The organism is Streptomyces sp. NBC_00057 (genome assembly GCF_045041165.1).
GTDB lineage: Bacteria > Actinomycetota > Actinomycetes > Streptomycetales > Streptomycetaceae > Streptomyces.
In genome coordinates, this window is sequence record NZ_CP108256.1 from 6,691,355 (window position 1) to 6,711,584 (window position 20,230).

At 69.4% G+C, this 20,230-nt stretch carries 20 protein-coding genes; 15 read left to right on the forward strand and 5 right to left on the reverse strand.

Translation table 11 applies throughout. The features are described 5' to 3' along the window. Positions 1-77: 77 nt before the first annotated feature. From ftsW to OG953_RS31545, 9 genes are all read left to right on the forward strand, one after another. Positions 78-1,523 carry a putative lipid II flippase FtsW gene (gene ftsW / locus OG953_RS31505; protein ID WP_405688607.1) on the forward strand — a complete coding sequence of 482 codons (1,446 nt, stop codon included), beginning with the start codon at positions 78-80 and terminating at the stop codon, positions 1,521-1,523. A 6-nt stretch (positions 1,524-1,529) separates the two neighbouring features. After that, complete coding sequence (gene murG / locus OG953_RS31510) at positions 1,530-2,624, forward strand: undecaprenyldiphospho-muramoylpentapeptide beta-N-acetylglucosaminyltransferase (protein ID WP_266361976.1); 1,095 nt, start codon at positions 1,530-1,532, stop codon at positions 2,622-2,624. A 51-nt stretch (positions 2,625-2,675) separates the two neighbouring features. Next, positions 2,676-3,470 carry a cell division protein FtsQ/DivIB gene (locus OG953_RS31515; RefSeq protein ID WP_405688608.1) on the forward strand — a complete coding sequence of 265 codons (795 nt, stop codon included), beginning with the start codon at positions 2,676-2,678 and terminating at the stop codon, positions 3,468-3,470. A 277-nt stretch (positions 3,471-3,747) separates the two neighbouring features. After that, positions 3,748-4,962, forward strand: coding sequence for a cell division protein FtsZ (ftsZ, locus tag OG953_RS31520; RefSeq protein ID WP_405688610.1), 1,215 nt, complete (start codon positions 3,748-3,750; stop codon positions 4,960-4,962). Further along, a complete protein-coding gene (gene pgeF, locus OG953_RS31525) occupies positions 4,959-5,717 on the forward strand; it encodes a peptidoglycan editing factor PgeF (protein WP_405688611.1) in 759 nt (252 codons plus the stop codon). The genes ftsZ and pgeF overlap by 4 nt, the downstream gene beginning before the upstream one ends. A gap of 6 nt (positions 5,718-5,723) precedes the next feature. Continuing rightward, positions 5,724-6,443: a YggS family pyridoxal phosphate-dependent enzyme gene (locus tag OG953_RS31530; RefSeq protein ID WP_405688613.1), complete on the forward strand. Its 720-nt coding sequence runs from the start codon at positions 5,724-5,726 to the stop codon at positions 6,441-6,443. Between the two features lie 126 nt (positions 6,444-6,569). Beyond that, positions 6,570-7,187 (forward strand): cell division protein SepF, encoded by a 618-nt coding sequence (locus tag OG953_RS31535; protein WP_266420478.1) that lies wholly within the window; start codon positions 6,570-6,572, stop codon positions 7,185-7,187. Positions 7,188-7,257: 70 nt separating this feature from the next. Further along, on the forward strand, positions 7,258-7,542 hold the full coding sequence (locus OG953_RS31540; protein ID WP_405688614.1) for a YggT family protein: 285 nt from the start codon (positions 7,258-7,260) through the stop codon (positions 7,540-7,542). A gap of 49 nt (positions 7,543-7,591) precedes the next feature. Beyond that, entirely contained in the window at positions 7,592-8,734 is a 1,143-nt protein-coding gene (locus OG953_RS31545; RefSeq protein WP_405688615.1) for a DivIVA domain-containing protein, read from the forward strand. A gap of 329 nt (positions 8,735-9,063) precedes the next feature. Here the strand turns inward: OG953_RS31545 and ileS are convergent, their stop codons facing one another. Next, a complete protein-coding gene (ileS, locus tag OG953_RS31550; protein WP_405688616.1) occupies positions 9,064-12,213 on the reverse strand; it encodes an isoleucine--tRNA ligase in 3,150 nt (1,049 codons plus the stop codon). 539 nt (positions 12,214-12,752) lie between these two features. On the opposite strand from ileS, the gene OG953_RS31555 reads away from it, so the two are divergent. From OG953_RS31555 to OG953_RS31570, 4 genes are read left to right on the forward strand one after another with little or no spacing between them, the layout of a single operon-like run. Beyond that, positions 12,753-13,613, forward strand: coding sequence for a TraR/DksA family transcriptional regulator (locus OG953_RS31555; protein WP_405688617.1), 861 nt, complete (start codon positions 12,753-12,755; stop codon positions 13,611-13,613). A 58-nt stretch (positions 13,614-13,671) separates the two neighbouring features. Then, positions 13,672-14,262 carry a signal peptidase II gene (lspA, locus tag OG953_RS31560; RefSeq protein WP_405688618.1) on the forward strand — a complete coding sequence of 197 codons (591 nt, stop codon included), beginning with the start codon at positions 13,672-13,674 and terminating at the stop codon, positions 14,260-14,262. A 23-nt stretch (positions 14,263-14,285) separates the two neighbouring features. After that, positions 14,286-15,227 (forward strand): RluA family pseudouridine synthase, encoded by a 942-nt coding sequence (locus tag OG953_RS31565; RefSeq protein WP_405688619.1) that lies wholly within the window; start codon positions 14,286-14,288, stop codon positions 15,225-15,227. Then, positions 15,224-15,700, forward strand: coding sequence for a GNAT family N-acetyltransferase (locus OG953_RS31570; protein ID WP_405688620.1), 477 nt, complete (start codon positions 15,224-15,226; stop codon positions 15,698-15,700). Before OG953_RS31565 ends, OG953_RS31570 begins: the two co-directional genes overlap by 4 nt. A 67-nt stretch (positions 15,701-15,767) precedes the next feature. Here the strand turns inward: OG953_RS31570 and OG953_RS31575 are convergent, their stop codons facing one another. The 3 genes from OG953_RS31575 to OG953_RS31585 are packed head-to-tail and all read right to left on the reverse strand — an operon-like array spanning position 15,768 to position 16,753. Next, a complete protein-coding gene (locus OG953_RS31575; protein WP_405688621.1) occupies positions 15,768-16,049 on the reverse strand; it encodes a hypothetical protein in 282 nt (93 codons plus the stop codon). Between the two features lie 57 nt (positions 16,050-16,106). Further along, positions 16,107-16,364, reverse strand: a complete 258-nt coding sequence (locus tag OG953_RS31580) for a hypothetical protein (RefSeq protein ID WP_405688622.1) — start codon at positions 16,362-16,364, stop codon at positions 16,107-16,109. 11 nt (positions 16,365-16,375) lie between these two features. After that, the gene (locus OG953_RS31585; RefSeq protein WP_405688623.1) at positions 16,376-16,753 is read right to left on the reverse strand and encodes a glycosyl hydrolase family 95 catalytic domain-containing protein; all 378 of its coding nucleotides are present in this window, start codon (positions 16,751-16,753) and stop codon (positions 16,376-16,378) included. A gap of 129 nt (positions 16,754-16,882) precedes the next feature. Between OG953_RS31585 and OG953_RS31590 the strand changes: the two genes are divergently transcribed. Then, complete coding sequence (locus tag OG953_RS31590) at positions 16,883-18,469, forward strand: Na+/H+ antiporter (protein WP_405688624.1); 1,587 nt, start codon at positions 16,883-16,885, stop codon at positions 18,467-18,469. Between the two features lie 18 nt (positions 18,470-18,487). On the opposite strand, the gene OG953_RS31595 is transcribed toward OG953_RS31590, so the two are convergent. After that, a complete protein-coding gene (locus OG953_RS31595) occupies positions 18,488-19,612 on the reverse strand; it encodes a mechanosensitive ion channel family protein (RefSeq protein ID WP_405692168.1) in 1,125 nt (374 codons plus the stop codon). Positions 19,613-19,649: 37 nt separating this feature from the next. On the opposite strand from OG953_RS31595, the gene OG953_RS31600 reads away from it, so the two are divergent. Beyond that, entirely contained in the window at positions 19,650-20,228 is a 579-nt protein-coding gene (locus tag OG953_RS31600) for a dienelactone hydrolase family protein (protein WP_405692169.1), read from the forward strand. The last annotated feature ends 2 nt before the right edge of the window (positions 20,229-20,230 follow it).

The window sequence follows — 20,230 nt, forward strand, 5'->3', positions numbered from 1 at the left end:
TGGGTGCGGGCGGCCGCGCCACGGGCCCCGGCCCTCGGCAGCAGCCCCGGGCACGAGCAGTGGAGGGGACAGCGACAATGCCGGCCGAAGAGAGCTCCGCCGCGCCCCGTGGGGACCGCTCACGGGCCACCGCGGCGATCAGCCGGGCGCTCACCCCGCCCCTGCTCGCGGGTGTGGGCTCCCCGGCGCCCCTTGGCCCCGCCCTGCGCGTCCGGTCGGTCACCGGCTCCCGGCGCCCCTCGGCGCCGCGCTCCAAGGGGCGCTCCGGCAGCCCCCGGTCCCCCCGCGGCGGCGGTGTGCGGCGGATGTACGAGCAGGCGCGCCGGGCCTGGGACCGCCCTCTGACCGCGTACTACCTGATCCTGGGCGCCGGCCTGCTGATCACCGTGCTCGGCCTGGTGATGGTCTACTCCGCCTCGATGATCAAGGCCCTGGAGCTGGACAAACCCGGCACCTACTTCTTCCGTAAACAGTTCCTCGCCGCCGTCATCGGCGCCGGACTGATGGCGCTGGCTGCCCGGATGCCCACCAAACTGCACCGGGCGTTCGCCTATCCGCTGCTCATGGGAACCGTCTTCCTGATGGTGCTGGTCCAGGTGCCGGGGATAGGGATGTCGGTCAACGGCAACCGGAACTGGCTCTATCTGGGCGGCCCCTTCCAGCTCCAGCCCAGTGAGTTCGGAAAGCTCGCCCTGGTCCTGTGGGGCGCGGACCTGCTCGCCCGTAAACAGGACAAACGGCTGCTCACGCAGTGGAAGCACATGCTCGTACCGCTCGTCCCGGTCGCCTTCATGCTCCTCGGGCTGATCATGCTCGGTGGCGACATGGGCACTGCGATCATTCTCACGGCGATCCTGTTCGGACTGCTCTGGCTGGCCGGGGCACCCACCCGGCTCTTCGCCGGAGTGCTCGCCTTCGCCGGAGTGATCGCCTTCGTGCTGATCAAGACCAGCCCGAACCGGATGTCCAGGCTCGCCTGCATCGGCGCCAGCGAACCCGGCCCGGGGGACTCCTGCTGGCAGGCCGTGCACGGCATCTATGCTCTGGCGTCCGGTGGATGGTTCGGTTCCGGGCTCGGTGCAAGTGTGGAAAAATGGGGTCAACTGCCCGAACCGCACACCGACTTCATCTTCGCCATCACCGGGGAGGAACTGGGGTTGGCGGGGACGCTGTCGGTACTCGCCCTCTTCGCGGCTCTAGGCTATGCGGGTATCCGCGTGGCCGGACGCACGGAGGACCCCTTCGTGAGGTACGCCGCGGGAGGTGTGACCACCTGGATCACGGTGCAAGCCGTGATCAACATTGGTGCGGTGCTCGGCCTGCTGCCGATCGCCGGTGTCCCGCTCCCGCTGTTCTCCTACGGAGGATCGGCCCTGCTGCCGACCATGTTCGCTGTCGGGCTGCTGATCGCGTTCGCGCGAGAGGATCCCGCAGCGAAGGCGGCCCTGGCCATGCGGAGGCCCGGGGTGAGATGGAAGACGATGAGACGGCGCGTCAAGAAGCGTCCGTCCGGAGAGCGGTGAATTTCGGTGCATGTCGTACTCGCCGGTGGGGGGACCGCCGGCCACATCGAGCCCGCGCTTGCCCTCGCGGACGCCCTGCGCAGGCAGGACCCGACCGTGGGAATCACTGCCCTCGGCACGGAGCGCGGACTCGAGACCAGGCTCGTACCCGAGCGGGGGTACGAACTCGCCCTGATCCCGGCCGTGCCGCTGCCGCGCAAGCCCACCCCGGAACTGATCACCGTCCCGGGACGGCTGCGCGGCACCATCAAGGCCGCCGAGCAGGTCCTGGAACGCACCAAGGCGGACTGCGTGGTCGGCTTCGGCGGCTACGTCGCCCTGCCCGGCTATCTCGCTGCCAAGCGGGCCGGTGTGCCGATCGTCGTCCACGAGGCCAACGCCCGGCCGGGCCTGGCCAACAAGATCGGCTCGCGGTACGCCCACGGGGTCGCCGTCTCCACCCCCGACAGCAAGCTGCGTGGTGCCCGCTACATCGGCATCCCGCTCCGCCGGACCATCGCCACCCTGGACCGGGCCCGGGTCCGCCCCGAGGCGCGTGCCGCCTTCGGTCTCGACCCCAACCTGCCGACGCTGCTGGTCTCCGGCGGCTCGCAGGGCGCCCGCCACCTCAACGAAGTGGTCCAGCGGGTCGCCCCACTGCTGCAGCGCTCCGGGATCCAGATCCTGCACGTGGTCGGCCCGAAGAACGAATTGCCGCGCGTCGACAACATGCCCGGGATGCCGCCCTACATCCCGGTACCGTACGTGGACCGGATGGATCTCGCGTACGCGGCGGCTGACATGATGCTCTGCCGCGCGGGCGCGATGACCGTCGCCGAACTCTCCGCCGTCGGGCTCCCCGCCGCCTATGTGCCGCTGCCCATCGGCAACGGCGAACAGCGGCTCAACGCCCAGCCGGTGGTCAACGCCGGCGGCGGTCTGCTGGTGGACGATGCGGCGCTCACCCCCGAGTGGGTGCAGGGCAACGTCCTTCCGGTGCTTGCGGATCCGCACCGGCTGTACGAGATGTCCCGCGCCGCCGCCGAGTTCGGCCGCCGGGACGCCGACGACCTGCTCGTCGGCATGGTGTACGAGGCGATTGCCGCACGCCGCAACGCGTGAGGCGGACGGGTCCGGGAGCGGTGGCCCCCGGACCCGGCATAAGGAGCGAGCGTGGCCGGACCGACGACCGCCCAGCGCGGTGCAGCGCAGCAGGAGGACTCCCCGGCCCGCCCGGCGCGTCTGCGCCCCGAAGGGCGCAGATTGCCCAGCCGCAGACAGCTGATCGTGATCGGTGTGCTCGTGCTGCTGCTCGCCTCCGGCGCCGTCTGGACGCTCTACGGCTCCTCCTGGCTCCGGGCCGAGCAGGTCAGGACCACCGGCGTCGACGTACTGACACCGGCCGAGGTGGAAGCCGCGGCTGCGGTACCGATCGGGGCCCCGCTGATCTCCGTGGATACCGACGCCATCGCTGACCGGTTGCGCCAGAAGTTGCCTCGTATCGACTCGGTGGATGTCGTACGGTCATGGCCGCACGGAATCGGACTTAAGGTGACCGAACGACAGCCGGTCCTGTTGGTGAAAAAGGGCGCAAAGTTCATTGAAGTGGACGCGAAAGGCGTGCGCTTCGCAACGGTGGACAAATCGCCCGGGCATGTACCGCTGCTGGAATTGACGCCCGGTCAGTCCGCGAGTCTGCGCCGCTTCGGCAGTGCCCGGCTGGCGCAGGAAGCGGTCCGGGTCGCGAGTGAACTTCCGGCCGGCGTCGCGAAGGGCACCAAGGTCGTACGGGTCACCTCGTACGACTCGATCTCCCTGGAACTCACCCGGGGTCGCACGGTGGTCTGGGGCAGCGGTGAAGAAGGCCCGGCGAAGGCGAGAGTCCTCACCGCTCTCATGAAAGCCACTCCCAAAGCGGGACACTTCGACGTGAGTGCACCCACCGCCCCTGCGGTGTCGAGCAGTTGACGCGTATTTGGCCTGGCCAGCACCCTGGTTGGTCAGCGCTACAGGTGATCACATAGGGTGAAAAGAAAAACGGGAGGTTCGGCGTGTTCGTTGAACGTGCGCCACTTGTCGACTTAGTGTCCTGTTCGGAAGAGTCCATGAAGCAGACACACTGGTAACCCTAAACTTCAACGTTAGGGTTTGGGTCGGCGTTTCGGACCGTCCCAATCGGCATCCGTCGTCGCGGCGGTACTACCGCAAAGCGACGACACGTAACTCGAGGCGAGAGGCCTTCGACGTGGCAGCACCGCAGAACTACCTCGCAGTCATCAAGGTCATCGGTGTCGGCGGCGGTGGTGTCAATGCCATCAACCGAATGATCGAGGTCGGTCTCAAGGGCGTCGAGTTCATCGCGATCAACACTGATGCGCAAGCCCTGTTGATGAGCGACGCCGACGTCAAGCTCGACGTCGGCCGCGAACTCACCCGCGGCCTCGGCGCCGGGGCCAACCCGGCCGTCGGTCGCAAGGCGGCAGAGGACCACCGTGAGGAGATCGAGGAGGTCCTCAAGGGGGCCGACATGGTCTTCGTCACCGCCGGAGAGGGCGGCGGCACCGGCACCGGCGGCGCACCCGTCGTGGCCAACATCGCGCGCTCGCTCGGCGCCCTGACGATCGGCGTGGTCACCCGCCCGTTCACCTTCGAGGGCCGTCGACGCGCGAACCAGGCGGAGGACGGCATCGCCGAGCTCCGCGAAGAGGTCGACACCCTCATCGTCATTCCCAACGACCGACTGCTGTCCATCTCGGACCGCCAGGTCAGCGTGCTCGACGCGTTCAAGTCGGCCGACCAGGTGCTGCTCTCGGGTGTCCAGGGCATCACCGACCTCATCACGACCCCGGGTCTGATCAACCTCGACTTCGCCGACGTCAAGTCGGTCATGTCCGAGGCCGGATCGGCACTCATGGGCATCGGTTCCGCCCGCGGCGACGACCGCGCGGTGGCCGCCGCGGAGATGGCGATCTCCTCGCCGCTCCTGGAGGCGTCCATCGACGGCGCCCGCGGTGTCCTGCTCTCCATCTCCGGCGGCAGCGACCTCGGTCTCTTCGAGATCAACGAGGCGGCCCAGCTGGTGAGCGAGGCGGCGCACCCCGAGGCGAACATCATCTTCGGTGCGGTCATCGATGACGCACTGGGCGACGAAGTACGCGTCACCGTGATCGCAGCGGGCTTCGACGGCGGACAGCCGCCGGCCCGTCGCGAGAACGTCCTGGGCGCGAACGCCACCAAGCGTGAGGAGCCGGCCCCTCCGGTCCGCAGTGCCGAGCCCGTGCGCCAGACCGGCGGACTGGGCTCCGTACCCCCGCGCGAGGAGCCCCCGGTCCAGGCCGAGCCGATTCCGGCGGTGGGCGAGAGTCATCTGCCGCCGGTTGCTCCGCCGCACATCCCGCCGGCCCGTCCCTACCAGGACTCCCAGGCCGAAGAGCTGGATGTTCCGGACTTCTTGAAGTGATAGGTCCGCACCACGCAGTGCCCGCAGTGTCTTCAGTACCCTCGGGGGGGCGCGCGCACTTCGCCTTCACCGACAGGTGGGGCGGGGTGAGCGCCCCCCCGTACGAGGAGCTCAACCTCGGCGGCGCGGTCGGAGACGACCCCGCCGCCGTTCTGGCCAATCGGGAGCGCGCCGCGCGGGCCCTCGGTCTGGACCCGGCGCAGGTTGTCTGGATGAACCAGGTGCACGGGCGGGACGTCGCGGTCGTCGACGGCCCGTGGGGAGACGCTTCGGAAATCCCCGCGGTGGACGCGGTGGTGACCGCACGGCGCGGACTCCCGCTCGCCGTGCTCACCGCCGACTGCACCCCCGTACTGCTCGCCGACCCGGTCGCCGGGATCGCGGCGGCAGCGCACGCGGGCCGTCCCGGTTTGGTCGCCGGTGTCGTCCCCGCCGTGGTCGAGGCCATGATCGGGCTCGGCGCCGAGCCCTCCCGGATCATCGCCCGCACCGGACCGGCGGTCTGCGGACGGTGCTACGAAGTCCCGTCCCGGATGCGCGCCGAGGTCGCCGAGAGCGTCCCGGCCTCATGGTCCGAGACCAGCTGGGGCACCCCGGCTGTGGATGTCACCGCCGGGGTCCACGCCCAGCTCGAAGCCCTCGGGGTTCAGGACCGGCGCGCATCTGCGGTCTGCACCCTCGAATCGGGCGACCACTTCTCGTACCGCCGCGACCGCACCACCGGGCGGCTCGCCGGATATGTCTGGTTGGACTGATAGGGCATGACGGACCGTAAGGCTCAACTCGCCGAAAATCTGGCACTGGTGGAGGAACGCATTGCTTCCGCCTGTGTCGCCGCCGGTCGCGAGCGGGAAGAAGTGACCCTCATCGTGGTCACCAAGACCTACCCCGCGAGCGATGTGCGGATTCTGCATGAACTCGGTGTGCGTCATGTCGCAGAGAATCGTGACCAGGACGCGGCACCCAAGGCAGCCGAATGTGCGGATCTGTCGCTCACATGGCACTTTGTTGGTCAATTGCAGACGAATAAGGTTCGTTCTGTGGCGAGTTATGCCGATGTCGTGCAGTCGGTGGATCGGACCAAACTGGTCACGGCTCTCTCGGCGGCGGCCGTGCGCGAGGGGCGCGAACTCGGCTGCCTCATTCAGGTCGCACTCGACGCGGAGAGTGGCGAGCGGGGTGACCGGGGTGGCGTCGCGCCGGACGGGATCGAGGAGTTGGCCGCCGCGGTCGAATCCGCGCCCGGGCTGCGGCTCGGCGGTCTGATGACCGTCGCACCGCTCGCCGGACCGTACGCGGGACGGCAACGCGCCGCCTTCGACCGGCTGATGGAATTCTCGTCCCGCCTGCGCGGGAACCATCCGGCTGCGAACATGGTCTCTGCAGGGATGAGCGCGGACCTCGAGGAAGCGGTTGCGGCCGGAGCGACACATGTGCGCGTCGGTACGGCGGTACTCGGAGTCCGACCGAGGCTCGGGTAACGTCGCCAAGCAAGTCGGACCACAGCAGAAAATATGGTCATTCCCGCCTTTGGCGGGCAGGCCTCAGTGGATCGCGGGGCACTTGGTGACAGATGCCGATCCACCACAGAGCGGAGGACTCAGAGCATGGCCGGCGCGATGCGCAAGATGGCGGTCTACCTCGGCCTCGTGGAGGACGATGGGTACGACGGTCCGGGGTTCGACCCCGACGACGAATTCGAACCCGAGCCGGAGCCCGAGCGCGACCGGCGGCGGCATCAGTCCGCGCATCAGGTGGAGCGGGACCGGGAAAGGGACGAACCGGTACGAGTGGTGCAGCCTCCCGCGCAGCGGGAGCCGGTTCAGATCCCGGCGGAGAGGGAGCGACCCGCCCGGATCGCCCCCGTGGCATCCATCACACCTGAACGCCCGAACATGGAGAAGAATGCACCGGTGATCATGCCCAAGGTTGTGTCGGAGCGGGAGCCCTACCGCATCACCACGCTGCACCCCAGGACCTACAACGAGGCCCGTACCATCGGGGAACACTTCCGTGAGGGCACTCCGGTGATCATGAATCTCACGGAGATGGACGATACGGACGCAAAGCGACTTGTCGACTTTGCCGCAGGACTCGTCTTCGGTCTCCATGGCAGCATTGAGCGCGTGACGCAGAAGGTGTTCCTGTTGTCGCCTGCTAACGTCGATGTCACGGCGGAGGACAAGGCCCGCATTGCTGAGGGCGGATTCTTCAACCAGAGCTGAGAACACGACACCGGGAACAACCCGGCCGTAAGGCCGGAGCTACGAGAGCCAGGGGAGAGGGAAGCGCGAAATGGGCGTCGTACTGCAAGTTGTCTATATCGCGTTGATGTGTTTCCTCATCGTGCTGATCTTCCGGCTGGTCATGGACTACGTCTTCCAGTTCGCACGTTCATGGCAGCCCGGCAAGCCGATGGTGGTGATACTTGAGGCCACCTACACTGTCACGGATCCACCGCTCAAGCTTCTGCGGCGGTTCATCCCGCCGCTGCGTCTCGGGGGCGTGGCACTCGACCTGTCCTTCTTCGTTCTGATGATCATCGTCTACATCCTGATCAACATCGTGATCAGGCTGTGAGCGATACGGTCTTGCCGACTGCCGACGACTACGTAGAGGTGAAGAAGAGATGCCGCTGACCCCCGAGGACGTGCGGAACAAGCAGTTCACGACCGTCCGTCTCCGAGAAGGCTATGACGAGGACGAGGTCGATGCCTTCCTCGACGAGGTCGAGTCCGAGCTGACCCGCCTGCTCCGTGAGAACGAGGACCTGCGCGCCAAGCTGGCCGCCGCCACGCGTGCCGCCGCGCAGAACCAGCAGCAGGGGATGCGCAAGCCGGAGCCGCAGGACCGGCCCGGGGCACCTGTGCCCGCCGCCATATCGGGTCCGCCGGTCCAGCAGCAGCCCCCGCAGATGGGTCCGCCCCAGCTGCCCGGTGGCGCTCCGCAGCTGCCCGCCGGTCCCAGCGGTCACGGTCCTGGTCCCCAGGGCCCGCACGGCCCCGGCCCGCAGGGCCCGCACGGCCCCGGTCCGATGCAGGGCGGTCCCATGGGTGGCCCGATGGGCGGCCCCATGGGCGGTCACGCCCCGCAGCAGCAGATGCAGCAGATGCAGCAGCCGCCGCAGATGCAGCAGCCCGGTCAGGGCCCCGGCGGCGACAGCGCCGCCCGTGTCCTCTCGCTCGCACAGCAGACCGCCGACCAGGCGATCGCGGAGGCCCGTTCAGAGGCCAACAAGATCGTCGGCGAGGCGCGCAGCCGTGCCGAGGGCCTGGAGCGGGACGCGCGTGCCAAGGCGGACGCGCTGGAGCGGGACGCGCAGGAGAAGCACCGCGTGGCGATGGGCTCGCTGGAGTCGGCCCGCGCGACGCTGGAGCGCAAGGTCGAGGACCTGCGTGGCTTCGAGCGCGAGTACCGGACCCGGCTGAAGTCCTACCTGGAGAGCCAGCTGCGTCAGCTGGAGACTCAGGCCGACGACTCGCTGGCCCCGCCGCGGACCCCGGCGACCGCTTCGCTGCCGCCGTCGCCCTCGCTGGCTCCGGCCGGTGCGGGTGCCATGGGTCACACCATGGGCGGCAGCCACGGCGGTCACGGCAACCAGCAGATGGGCGGCAACCCGTCCATGAGCGGTGGGCCCTCGTACGGTGGCCAGCAGCAGATGTCGCCGGCGATGACCCAGCCGATGGCGCCGGTGCGGCCGCAGGCGCCGCAGCCGATGCAGCAGGCTCCTTCGCCGATGCGCGGGTTCCTGATCGACGAGGACGACAACTGAGCCGGGTGCGCGCGGTGAGCGCGTAGCCGTCGGCAGGCAGAGGGCCGGGCCCCGGGGTTTTCCCCGGGGCCCGGCCCTTTTGCCGTGGGCGGGGGTACGACTTTTCCCCGACCCGCCCCTTCCCGAGCCGGGGCTCCGCCCCAGACCCCGCGCCTCAAACGCCGGCGAGGCTGAATCTCACGTCGCACCCGGCGCAATCAAGCCCCTCCGGCGATTGAGGAGCGAGGGTTCAGGGGCGAAGCCCCCGGTTAGGGGAAGGGGCGGGTAGGGGAGAACGCCGGAGGCCCGCCCGGAGCACTTGTTCCGGGCGGGCCTCCGATGGCCTTGGGCTACTGCTCCGTCTTGCGGAGGCGGAACGTCAGGGACAGGCCCTCGTCCTCGAACGGGGTGCCGTATGCCGTGTCCGCCTCGCCCTGGGCGTAGTCCAGGGCCAGGACCTCGTCCGCGATCAGGGCCGCGTGCTCGGTCAGGGCTTCCACCGTGGCGGGGGAGGTGGACGTCCAGCGGACGGCGATGCGGTCGGCGACGTCCAGGCCGCTGTTCTTGCGGGCCTCCTGGATGAGGCGGATCGCGTCACGGGCGAGGCCCGCGCGCCGCAGTTCCGGGGTGATCTCCAGGTCCAGGGCGACCGTGGCGCCCGAGTCGGACGCGACCGACCAGCCCTCGCGCGGCGTCTCGGTGATGATCACCTCGTCGGGGGAGAGGGTGACTGTTTCGCCGTCGACCTCGACCGACGCCGTGCCCTCACGCAGTGCCAGCGAGAGGGCCGCCGCGTCGGCGTTCGCGACCGCCTTGGCAACCGCCTGGACGCCCTTGCCGAACCGCTTGCCGAGCGCACGGAAGTTCGCCTTCGCCGTCGTGTCGACCAGCGAGCCGCCGACCTCGGACAGGGAGGCCAGCGAGGAGACGTTCAGCTCCTCCGTGATCTGGGCGTGCAGATCGGGGGAGAGCGCGTCGAAGCCCGACGCCGCGACCAGCGCCCGGGAGAGCGGCTGACGGGTCTTGACGCCCGACTCCGCGCGCGTGGCGCGGCCGAGCTCGACCAGGCGGCGAACCAGCGCCATCTGGGTGGAGAGCGTCGGGTCGATGACCGCGAGGTCCGCCTTCGGCCAGGCGGACAGGTGGACCGACTCGGGGGCGTCCGGGGTGACCGGAGCCACCAGGTCCTGCCAGACCCGCTCGGTGATGAACGGGGTGAGAGGGGCCATCAGCCGGGTCACCGTCTCGATGACCTCGTGCAGGGTGCGCAGGGCCGCCTTGTCGCCCTGCCAGAAGCGGCGGCGCGAGCGGCGTACGTACCAGTTGGACAGATCGTCGACGAACGCGGACAGGAGCTTGCCTGCGCGCTGGGTGTCGTAACCCTCCAGAGCCTGCGTGACCTGGTCCACCAGCGCGTTCAGCTCGCTCAGCAGCCAGCGGTCCAGGATCGTGCGGTCCGCAGGGGCCGGGTCGGCCGCGGACGGCGCCCAGTCCGACGTACGGGCGTACAGGGCCTGGAAGGCGACCGTGTTCCAGTACGTCAGGAGGGTCTTGCGGACGACCTCCTGGATCGTGTTGTGGCCGACGCGGCGCGCCGCCCACGGGGAGCCGCCCGCCGCCATGAACCAGCGCACCGCGTCAGCGCCGTGCTGATCCATGAGGGGGATCGGCTGAAGGATGTTCCCGAGGTGCTTGGACATCTTGCGCCCGTCCTCGGCGAGGATGTGGCCCAGGCAGACCACGTTCTCGTAGGAGGACTTGTCGAACACCAGCGTGCCGACCGCCATCAGCGTGTAGAACCAGCCGCGGGTCTGGTCGATGGCCTCCGAGATGAACTGCGCCGGGTAGCGGCTCTCGAAGATCTCCTTGTTCTTGTACGGGTAGCCCCACTGCGCGAACGGCATCGAGCCCGAGTCGTACCAGGCGTCGATGACCTCCGGGACGCGGTACGCCTCCAGCTGGCAGTTCTCGTGCGAGCAGGTGAACGTGATCTCGTCGATGAACGGGCGGTGCGGGTCAAGGCCGGAGAGGTCGGTGCCGGTGAGCTCGCTGAGCTCGGCGCGCGAGCCGACGCAGGTGAGGTGGCTGTCCTCGCAGCGCCAGATCGGCAGCGGGGTGCCCCAGTAGCGGTTACGGGACAGCGCCCAGTCGACGTTGTTGTTCAGCCAGTCACCGAAACGGCCGTTCTTGACCGAGTCGGGGAACCAGTTGGTCTTCTCGTTCTCCTGGAGCAGCCGGTCCTTGATGGCGGTCGTACGGATGTACCAGGACGGCTGCGCGTAGTAGAGCAGCGCGGTGTGGCAACGCCAGCAGTGCGGGTAACTGTGCTCGTAAGGGACGTGCCGGAAGAGCTTGCCGCGGGCGGCCAGGTCCTCGGTGAGCGCTTCGTCGGCCTTCTTGAAGAAGACGCCGCCGACCAACGGCAGGTTCTCCTCGAAGGTGCCGTCGGGGCGGACCGGGTTCACGACCGGGAGGCCGTAGGCGCGGCAGACGACGAGGTCGTCGGCGCCGAAGGCCGGGGACTGGTGGACCAGACCCGTACCGTCCTCGGTCGTCACGTACTCGGCGTTGACCACGTAATGGGCCTCCGCCGGGAAGTCGACGAGGGTGAACGGGCGCTCGTACGTCCAGCGCTCCATCTCGCGGCCGGTGAAGGTCTGGCCGGTGGTCTCCCAGCCCTCGCCCAGCGCCTTCTCGACGAGCGGCTGCGCGACGACGAGCTTCTCCTCGCCGTTGGTCGCGACGACGTAGGTGACGTCGGGGTGCGCGGCGACGGCGGTGTTGGAGACCAGGGTCCAGGGGGTGGTCGTCCAGACGAGGAGCGAGGCATCGCCGGCCAGCGGGCCGGAGGTGAGGGGGAAGCGTACGAAGACCGACGGGTCGACCACGGTCTCGTAACCCTGCGCCAGCTCGTGGTCCGAGAGGCCGGTGCCGCAGCGGGGGCACCAGGGGGCGACGCGGTGGTCCTGGACCAGCAGGCCCTTGTTGAAGATCTCCTTCAGCGACCACCACACCGACTCGACGTACTCGGGGTCCATCGTGCGGTAGGCGTCGTCGAGGTCGACCCAGTAGCCCATTCGGGTCGTGAGCTCGGTGAACGCGTCGGTGTGGCGGGTCACGGACTCGCGGCACTTGGCGTTGAACTCGGCGATGCCGTACGCCTCGATGTCCTGCTTGCCGTTGAAGCCCAGCTCCTTCTCGACCGCGAGCTCGACCGGCAGTCCGTGGCAGTCCCAGCCGGCCTTGCGGCCGACGTGGTAGCCCTGCATGGTGCGGAAGCGGGGGAAGACGTCCTTGAAGACGCGGGCCTCGATGTGGTGGGCGCCGGGCATACCGTTGGCGGTGGGCGGGCCCTCGTAGAAGACCCACTCGGGGCGGCCCTCGGACTGTTCGAGGCTCTTGGCGAAGACCTTGCTCTCGCGCCAGAAATCGAGCACGGCGTGCTCCAGCGCGGGCAGGTCGACCTGGGCGGGTACCTGGCGGTACTGCGGCGATGTCATGGGCGGACTTCCTCCGGCGGACGTTTTCCACTTCCGTCGGAGGGACGAGAGCCTCGTCGACTCCCGCGGTACCACCCTCCTTGGCCCCGGGTGTGCACCCGTGGCCCCCTCATTGGGTCGCGATGCCGGTTCTACTCGCCTTGCGGCTTTCTTCCGACGGCTCCGGGTGATCTTCACGACGCGCTCGCCCCCGGGCTCGCACCGTCCCCGGGTCGCTCCTGGCTGCGTACGACGCTACTCGTCCCATCCACGCCTCTCGCTGAGGCCAGTGTACGGGCCCGTACGGGCGACGGCCGACCGGTTCAACCCGTGGGGCGGGGCGTGACCCGAATGGGCAGACGCGGACGTACGGAGTCCGGGCGGGGGGCGGGAGGCGGATTACCCGGCGGGGAGCTGGGCACAACGGATTCAGGCGCGTCGGTATCCGGACACGGGGAGGGGCGATTCGGCGGCGTGCCCCGTTGCCGCGGGGCTGGGGTCGATTTATCGTCCCAGCACGATTCGCGTGCAAGATCACAATATGTGAAGGGGCCGCGGCCATGGTGGCGAAGAAGACCGCCGCAAAGAAGTCGGCGTCGGCGAGATCCACGGGTGCGGCAGCCGGGAGGACGAGCGGAGAGGCGGGTGCGGAGGGCGGTTCGCAGGCGGGTGTGGAGACGGCGGACGCGGAGACCGTTCCCGAGACCGGCCCGACGGCGGCGGCCGTGAAGAAGGCGGCCGTGAAGAAGGCGGCTGCGAAGAAGACCGCGGCGAAGAAGGCCGCAGCCCGGAAGCGGGCGGCGCCCGCCGAGCACACGGCGCAGGCCAAGAAGGCACCTGCGAAGAAGAGCGCGGCCAAGAAGGCGTCGAAGAAGGCCGCTGCGGCGGCCACGGTGGCGGCCGAGGCCGCCGAGCAGACGGGAGCCCACACGGTGGTAGCCAAGAAGAGCGCGGCCCGGACCCGCACGGCCGGCAAGGGCGCGGCGCCCGTGCCCCCGGCCCGTGGAGTCGCGACGACAGCCCCCGGCGAGCTGGCGGTCCGGCCGGGTGAGGACCCCTGGACGCCGGAAGAGGTCGAAGAGGCACGGGCCGTGCTGAGCAGCGAGATCATGCGGCTGCGCAGTGAGCTGGAGGCCGCGAGTGCCGCACTCGCGGGGCTGATGCGCGACTCCGGCGACGGGGCGGGTGACGACGAGGCGGACACCGGCACCAAGAACATCACTCGCGAGCACGAGATGTCGCTCGCCGCCAACGCCCAGGAGATGCTGGACCAGACCGAGCGGGCCCTGGCCCGGCTCGACGCCGGGACGTACGGACTGTGCGAGGTCTGCGGCAATCCGATCGGCAAGGCGCGGATGCAGGCGTTCCCCCGCGCCACGCTCTGCGTCGAGGACAAACAGAAGCAGGAGCGCCGCGGTTGATCCGTGGCCGTGTGCCGTACCCTCGTCCTCAGTCAGGAACCTAGGTTGAGGGACTCACGTGGCAGAGGCGGAGCGCATCATCGGTACGCCGGACATCCCCGATGCTGAGGGGACCGAAGGGGACGAGGCCGAGAACCGGGTCGAGGAGACGGCCCCGAGCAGGGGCAAGCGGAAGATCATGGTGCTCTTCGCCGTGGCCGTCTTCGCCTATCTGCTCGACCTGATCAGCAAGACGATCGTGGTGGCGAAGCTGGAGCACCACCCGCCGATCGAGATCCTCGGCGACTGGCTGAAGTTCGACGTGATCCGCAACGCGGGCGCCGCGTTCGGCTTCGGTGAGGCCTACACGATCATCTTCACCTTCATCGCCGCGAGCGTGATCGTCGTGATCGCCCGCCTCGCCCGCAAGCTCTACAGCCTGCCGTGGGCCATCGCACTCGGCCTGCTGCTCGGCGGTGCACTCGGCAACCTCACCGACCGCATCTTCCGCGCTCCCGGCACCTTCCAGGGTGCGGTGGTGGACTTCATCGCCCCCGCGCACTTCGCCGTCTTCAACCTCGCCGACTCCGCGATCGTCTGCGGCGGCATCCTGATCGTGATCCTTTCCTTCAAGGGCCTGGACCCCGACGGGACCGTGCACGAGGACTAGCGGGCGCAAGGCATACTCGACAGGTGAGTACGTATCCCGAGGTCCGCACCCTGCCCGTACCCGACGGTCTGGAGGGCGAGCGTGTCGACGCCGCCATTTCCCGGATGTTCGGTTTCTCCCGCACCAAGGCCGCCGACCTGGCTGCTGCCGGGAAGGTGCAGGTGGACGGCTCGGTGGTCGGGAAGTCCGAGCGGGTACGGGGCGGCGCCTGGCTGGAAGTGGAGATGCCGCAGGCACCCGCTCCGGTGCAGATCGTCGCCGAGCCCGTCGAGGGTATGGAGATCGTGCACGACGACGACGACATCGTCGTGATCGTGAAGCCGGTCGGGGTCGCCGCCCACCCGAGCCCCGGCTGGACCGGCACGACCGTCATCGGCGGTCTCGCCGCAGCCGGGTACCGGATTTCGACGTCCGGCGCCGCCGAGCGCCAGGGCATCGTCCACCGCCTCGACGTCGGCACCTCCGGCCTGATGGTCGTCGCCAAGTCCGAGCGGGCCTACACCCTGCTGAAGGCCCAGTTCCGCGACCGGGTCGTCGAGAAGAAGTACCACGCGCTGGTGCAGGGCCACCCGGACCCGATGAGCGGCACCATCGACGCCCCCATCGGGCGCCACCCCAACCTCGACTACAAGTGGGCGGTCACGGCCGAGGGCAAGCCCTCCGTGACGCACTACGACCTCATCGAGGCCTACCGCGCCGCCAGCCTCCTGGACATCAAGCTGGAGACGGGCCGTACACACCAGATCCGGGTGCACATGTCGGCCCACCGCCACCCCTGCGTCGGTGACCTCACCTACGGCGCCGACCCGACGATGGCCAAGCGCCTCGGCCTGACGCGGCAGTGGCTGCACGCCGTCCGGCTCGGCTTCGAGCACCCGTCCGACGGTGGCTGGGTGGAGTTCTCCAGCAACTACCCGGACGACCTCCAGCAGGCCCTGGACAAGATCGCGGCGGAGAGCGAATGACCGGCACGTCCGCCCCGTACACCACCCGTACCGTCGCCGACGAGCAGGACCGCGCCGCCTGTTTCCAGGTCCGCAAGGACGTGTTCGTCGGCGAGCAGAACGTGCCCGAGGAGATCGAGTACGACGCCTACGACGCTGACGCGGTGCATGTGATCGCCGTCGCGGCGGACGGCTCCGCGCTCGGTACCGGGCGACTTCTGCACGGTCCGGCCGCCCTCGCCAAGACCGGCGGCGACCTCACCGTGGGCTCGCTCGGCCGGCTGGCGGTGACCAAGGAGGCGCGCGGTCTCGGCGTCGGCGTGGCGCTGGTCCGGGCCATTGAGGACGCGGCCCGTGAGCTCGGTCTGGCCGCCGTCGATCTGCACGCCCAGACCCATGCGCTCGGCTTCTACGAGCGGCTCGGGTATGTGGTGTACGGCCCCGAATTCCCGGACGCCGGGATCGCCCACCGGGCGATGCGCCGCGCTCTGTAGCGAGCGGACGAGTGCCGGGTGTCGCCCCGGCCGTACGGAGCGAGCGGCACCCCCGCATACGTCCGGGTCAGTCCGGCAGGCCCCAGCGCGTCCACGCCCCGTTCGACGGCACATCGCGCGGTCCCGTCCCGGGGTGGCGCGCGCCGTGCGGAGTGACCACCGCCGTGCCACCGCGTGGCAGGGCGACCGTGATCCGGCCCGGTCCGGTCTCCCGCCAGTAAAGCGGGCGCCCGTGCGCGTCCCGCACGTCGATCCGGCCTGCGATGGAGTGGTTCAGGGGCAGCGGGGCGCCCGCCTCGCTGCGCACCCGTACCCAGCGCGTGGCACCGCCGGAGCGGTCCGCGTCCACGAGGAAGGCGCCCTGGGTACGCGTCCGCCCAGCGGTCCGAGACGGACGGGAAGACCTTCACCACCCCTCGTGGCCCTGCGCCACCATGTCGAGCATCGACTGGGCGGCGGACAGCGGGCTCTCCGGGGCGAGGTTCTTGCCCTCCCGGTACATCGTGTTGACGGTCATCCGGCAGTCCGCGACCACCTTCAGATCGGTGAAGAAGGTCAGGAAGTCGAGGGCTTTCTCCGGCTCGTCCATCACCGAGTACATGGACGAGGCGGTGGCGTAGCTGTAGCCGTGCCACAGCTGCTGCATGGAGATCCAGTGGTCCATGGAGCGCTGCATCACATCGCGGTCCCCGGCCCGGTCCCGTTCCGTTCGCGCAGCGGGTAGAGCCGGAGAAGATGCGAATGGTGCCGGTGCGAGCCGGCGAGCGGGACGTCCTTGCCGATCAAGACGCCGGCCGCCGGGTCCTCGGCGTACGGGGTGAGCCTTTGATCGATGTCCTGCCAGCGCTTCAGCCGCGGATCGTTGTTGCGCAGCAGCTTGGCCGACGCGATCAGGGTGCGCACACCCCAGCGGACGAGCGAGAGGTCGCAGGTGCAGTCCTCGGCGTTGGCGTACTCGGGGGAGCGGGTCTCCAGCAGATGCAGCCTGCCGTCCGGGCCCTCGTGCAGGAAGTGCGCGTAGAAATTGATGGCCTTCGCGAGGATCGGATACATCGGAGGAATGGTCGGTCAGAGAGGCGATGCGGAGGGGGTGTTGTCCGGATTGCGGGCCTTGCGTGGCAGGCTTGAAGTCCAGATCGACCGACCGAAGAGGTCGGCTCGCCGCGTTCCGGAAGGCACCTCGTGGACCAAATGGCACTGCTCCTGCTGCTGTTGCTCGGAGCTGTGGTCACGGTGCCACTCGGGGAGCGTCTCGGACTGCCCGCGCCGGTGCTGATGACGCTCGCCGGAGTCGGCATGGCGTTCCTCAGCTTCGTGCCGAATGTGGACATCCCGCCCGAGATCATTCTTCCCGCGCTGCTGCCGCCGCTGCTCTACGCCTCCGTGCAGCGCACTTCCTGGCGGCAGTTCGCAGCCAATAAACGACCGATCTTTCTGCTGGCCGTGGCGCTGGTCTTCATCACGACGGCCGCCGTCGCCGCGGTCGCCAACGCGATCGTCCCCGGACTGCCCATCGCCGCCGCCGTGGCGCTCGGCGCGCTCGTCGCCCCGCCCGACCCGATCGCGGCGACGGCCGTCGCGGGCTCGGTCGGGCTGCCGCGCAGACTCGTCTCCATCCTGGAGGGCGAGGGGCTGTTCAACGATGTGACCGCGATCGTGCTGTACCACGTGGCGATCGCCGCCGCGGTGAGCGGCACGTTCTCGCTGCCGGAGGCGTTCGGGCTGTTGATCCTCTCCGCGGTCGTCGCCGTGGCGGTGGGTGTCGCGCTCGGCTGGATCACCATCAAACTCATGGGCCTGCTCGGCGATGCCACGCTCCAGGTCGGCCTCACCCTGCTGGTGCCGTTCGTCAGCTATGTCCTCGCGGAGGAGCTGATGGGGTCGGGTGTCCTCGCCGTCCTCACCACCGCGCTCTTCCTCGCCGAGCACACCGCCGACGCCGACGACGTCCTCGGGCGGCTCACCGGCCGTACGTTCTGGGAGATCGTCGACACCCTCGTCACCGGGGTCGCCTTCGGGCTGATCGGCCTCGAACTGCACAACGTCTTCGGGACGGCCGACGGGCGCGAGCTCCAGATGCTCGGCTGGGGCCTGGTCGTCGTCGCGGTCGTCGTCGGCGTACGGCTGCTGTATCTGCTGCCCGCGACCTGGCTCGCCAAGCGGCTGCACACCCGGCGCGACGTCAGCGAGGAGATCCCCACCAGCTGGCGGGAGACCGTCGTCATGTGGTGGTCCGGGATGCGGGGAGTGGCCTCGGTCGCGCTGGCGCTCGCGATTCCGCTGAAGACGGACGACGGGAAGCCGTTCCCGGGCCGTGACGAGATCGTCTTCATCGCCTTCGCCGTGATCATGGCCACGCTCGTCGTCCAGGGACTCACCCTGCCGTGGCTGGTCCGTAAGCTACGGGTCCGGGCGGACACGGACGCCGAGGAGATGCTGGAGAAGGACCTCGCGATCCGCGCCGCGAAGGCCGCGAAGCAGCGGCTCAAGGAGATCCGGGAGGTCGAGGAGTTCCCGGACGAGGTCGCGGAGCGGCTGCAGCGGCTGGCGTACGACGTGGGGGCGCGGATCAGCCCCGACATGGTCGACGACGAGCGCCGCGAGGCGTACGCGAAGCGCGCCGAACGCTTCAAGGCGATCAACCGCGTCCAGCGCGAAATGATGTCGGCCGCCCGCCACGCGGTGCTCTCGGCCCGCAACGAGGCGGGCACGGACCCGGAGGTCGTCGACCGGGTGCTGCGGCAGCTGGACGTGCGCAGCCTGCGGTGACGCGGCGCCCGCGCCCGGTCAGCCGCGTCCCGTGCGGGGGGACTTGTCCCAGCCCGTCGGCTTCTCGTCCGTAGGGTGGGGCGAGTTGGGCCACTCGTCGCCCGGCGGAAGCGTCGCGGGCGCCGTCGCGATCCTCGGCAGTGCGTACGGATGGTGGTCGCGCAGCCAGCCGATGAGCTGCTCCCGCACGGCACAGCGCACCGTCCAGATGTCGTCCGCGTCCTTGGCCGTGACCACCGCGCGGACCTGGATCGTCGACGGTGTGGTGTCCGTGACCGCCAGGGACCAGTTACGGCCGTCCCAGGCGGCGCACTCGCCCAGGATGTCCCGCAACTGGTCACGCATCGCCGCGACCGGGGCCGAGTGGTCGAGATGGAAGAAGACCGAGCCGGTCATCTGGGCGCTGCCGCGCGACCAGTTCTCGAACGGTTTGCTGGTGAAGTACGAGACCGGCATCGTGATCCGCCGCTCGTCCCAGGTCCGTACCGCGAGGAAGGTCAGCGTGATCTCCTCGATCGTGCCCCACTCGCCGTCCACCACCACCGTGTCGCCGATCCGCACCATGTCGCCGAAGGCGATCTGCAGCCCCGCGAAGAGATTGCCGAGTGTCGACTGGGCCGCGATGCCCGCGACGATGCCGAGCACACCGGCCGAGGCCAGCATCGAGGTGCCGACCGTCCGCATCGCCGGGAACGTCAGCAGCATCGCGGCGACGGCGACGGTCGCCACGATCGCGGTGACCACCCGCTGGATCAGCGTCACCTGCGTACGGACCCGCCGCACCCGTGCCGGATCGCGGGTGCTCGCCGCGTACCGGGCGTAGACGGAGTCCACGACGGCCGCCGCGATCTGCACCACCAGCCAGGCCGACGTCCCGATCAGCACCAGAGTCAGGACCTGGCCGATCCCGGCCCCGTGGTCCTTGACGAGTTCGAGCCGGGTGTGGGTGTACGTGCCCCGCAGCAGCGCAGTGCACAGGGTCAGCTGCAGCGGGATCCGGCAGCGTCTCAGCAGACCCCACAGCGGTGTCTCGCGGTGTCGGCGGTCGGCCCGTCTGAGCAGCAGATCGACCAGCCAGCCGACCAGCAGCGTGATCACGACCGAGCCGCCGACGACGATCAGCGGACGCAGCACGATCTCCATCCTGTCGTTCTCCATGCTCCCGACCGTAGCTGGCACCATTGGCCTCATGAACATCATGCTTTTCCACTCGACGTACGGTCTGCGCCCCGCGGTGCACGCGGCCGCCGACCGGCTGCGCGCCGCCGGGCACGAGGTGCACGTGCCCGATCTCTTCGAGGGGCACACCTTCGAAACCGTCGAGGAAGGCATGGCCTTCAAGGAAGAGGTGGGCAAGGACGAGCTTCTCAGGAAGGCAGTACTGGCCGCCGCGCCCTACTCCGACCGGGGCCTGGTGTACGCGGGATTCTCCTTCGGGGCGTCCACCGCGCAGACCCTGGCGCTCGGCGACGAGAAGGCGCGTGGTCTGCTGCTGTTCCACGGCACCTCGGACATCGCCGAGAACGCCTCGGTGGACGAACTGCCCGTACAGCTGCATGTCGCGGACCCGGACCCGTTCGAGACGCACGACTGGCTGAACTCCTGGTATCTGCAGATGCAGCGGACCGGTGCCGATGTCGAGGTCTACCGCTATCCGGGCGCGGGTCATCTCTTCACGGACCCCGAACTGCCGGACCACGACGCGGCCTCGGCCGAGCTGGCCTGGAAGGTCGCGCTCGGCTTCCTCGCCACGCTGTGACC

Coding starts and splice junctions, on each gene's coding strand:
- ftsW (WP_405688607.1), top strand. CDS start 78: ATGCCGGCCGAAGAGAGCTCCGCCGCGCCCCGTGGGGACCGCTCACGG.
- OG953_RS31530 (WP_405688613.1), top strand. CDS start 5,724: ATGACGGACCGTAAGGCTCAACTCGCCGAAAATCTGGCACTGGTGGAG.
- OG953_RS31535 (WP_266420478.1), top strand. CDS start 6,570: ATGGCCGGCGCGATGCGCAAGATGGCGGTCTACCTCGGCCTCGTGGAG.
- OG953_RS31540 (WP_405688614.1), top strand. CDS start 7,258: ATGGGCGTCGTACTGCAAGTTGTCTATATCGCGTTGATGTGTTTCCTC.
- OG953_RS31545 (WP_405688615.1), top strand. CDS start 7,592: ATGCCGCTGACCCCCGAGGACGTGCGGAACAAGCAGTTCACGACCGTC.
- ileS (WP_405688616.1), bottom strand. CDS start 12,213: ATGACATCGCCGCAGTACCGCCAGGTACCCGCCCAGGTCGACCTGCCC.
- OG953_RS31555 (WP_405688617.1), top strand. CDS start 12,753: ATGGTGGCGAAGAAGACCGCCGCAAAGAAGTCGGCGTCGGCGAGATCC.
- OG953_RS31570 (WP_405688620.1), top strand. CDS start 15,224: ATGACCGGCACGTCCGCCCCGTACACCACCCGTACCGTCGCCGACGAG.
- OG953_RS31580 (WP_405688622.1), bottom strand. CDS start 16,364: ATGGACCACTGGATCTCCATGCAGCAGCTGTGGCACGGCTACAGCTAC.
- OG953_RS31585 (WP_405688623.1), bottom strand. CDS start 16,753: ATGTATCCGATCCTCGCGAAGGCCATCAATTTCTACGCGCACTTCCTG.
- OG953_RS31595 (WP_405692168.1), bottom strand. CDS start 19,612: ATGGAGATCGTGCTGCGTCCGCTGATCGTCGTCGGCGGCTCGGTCGTG.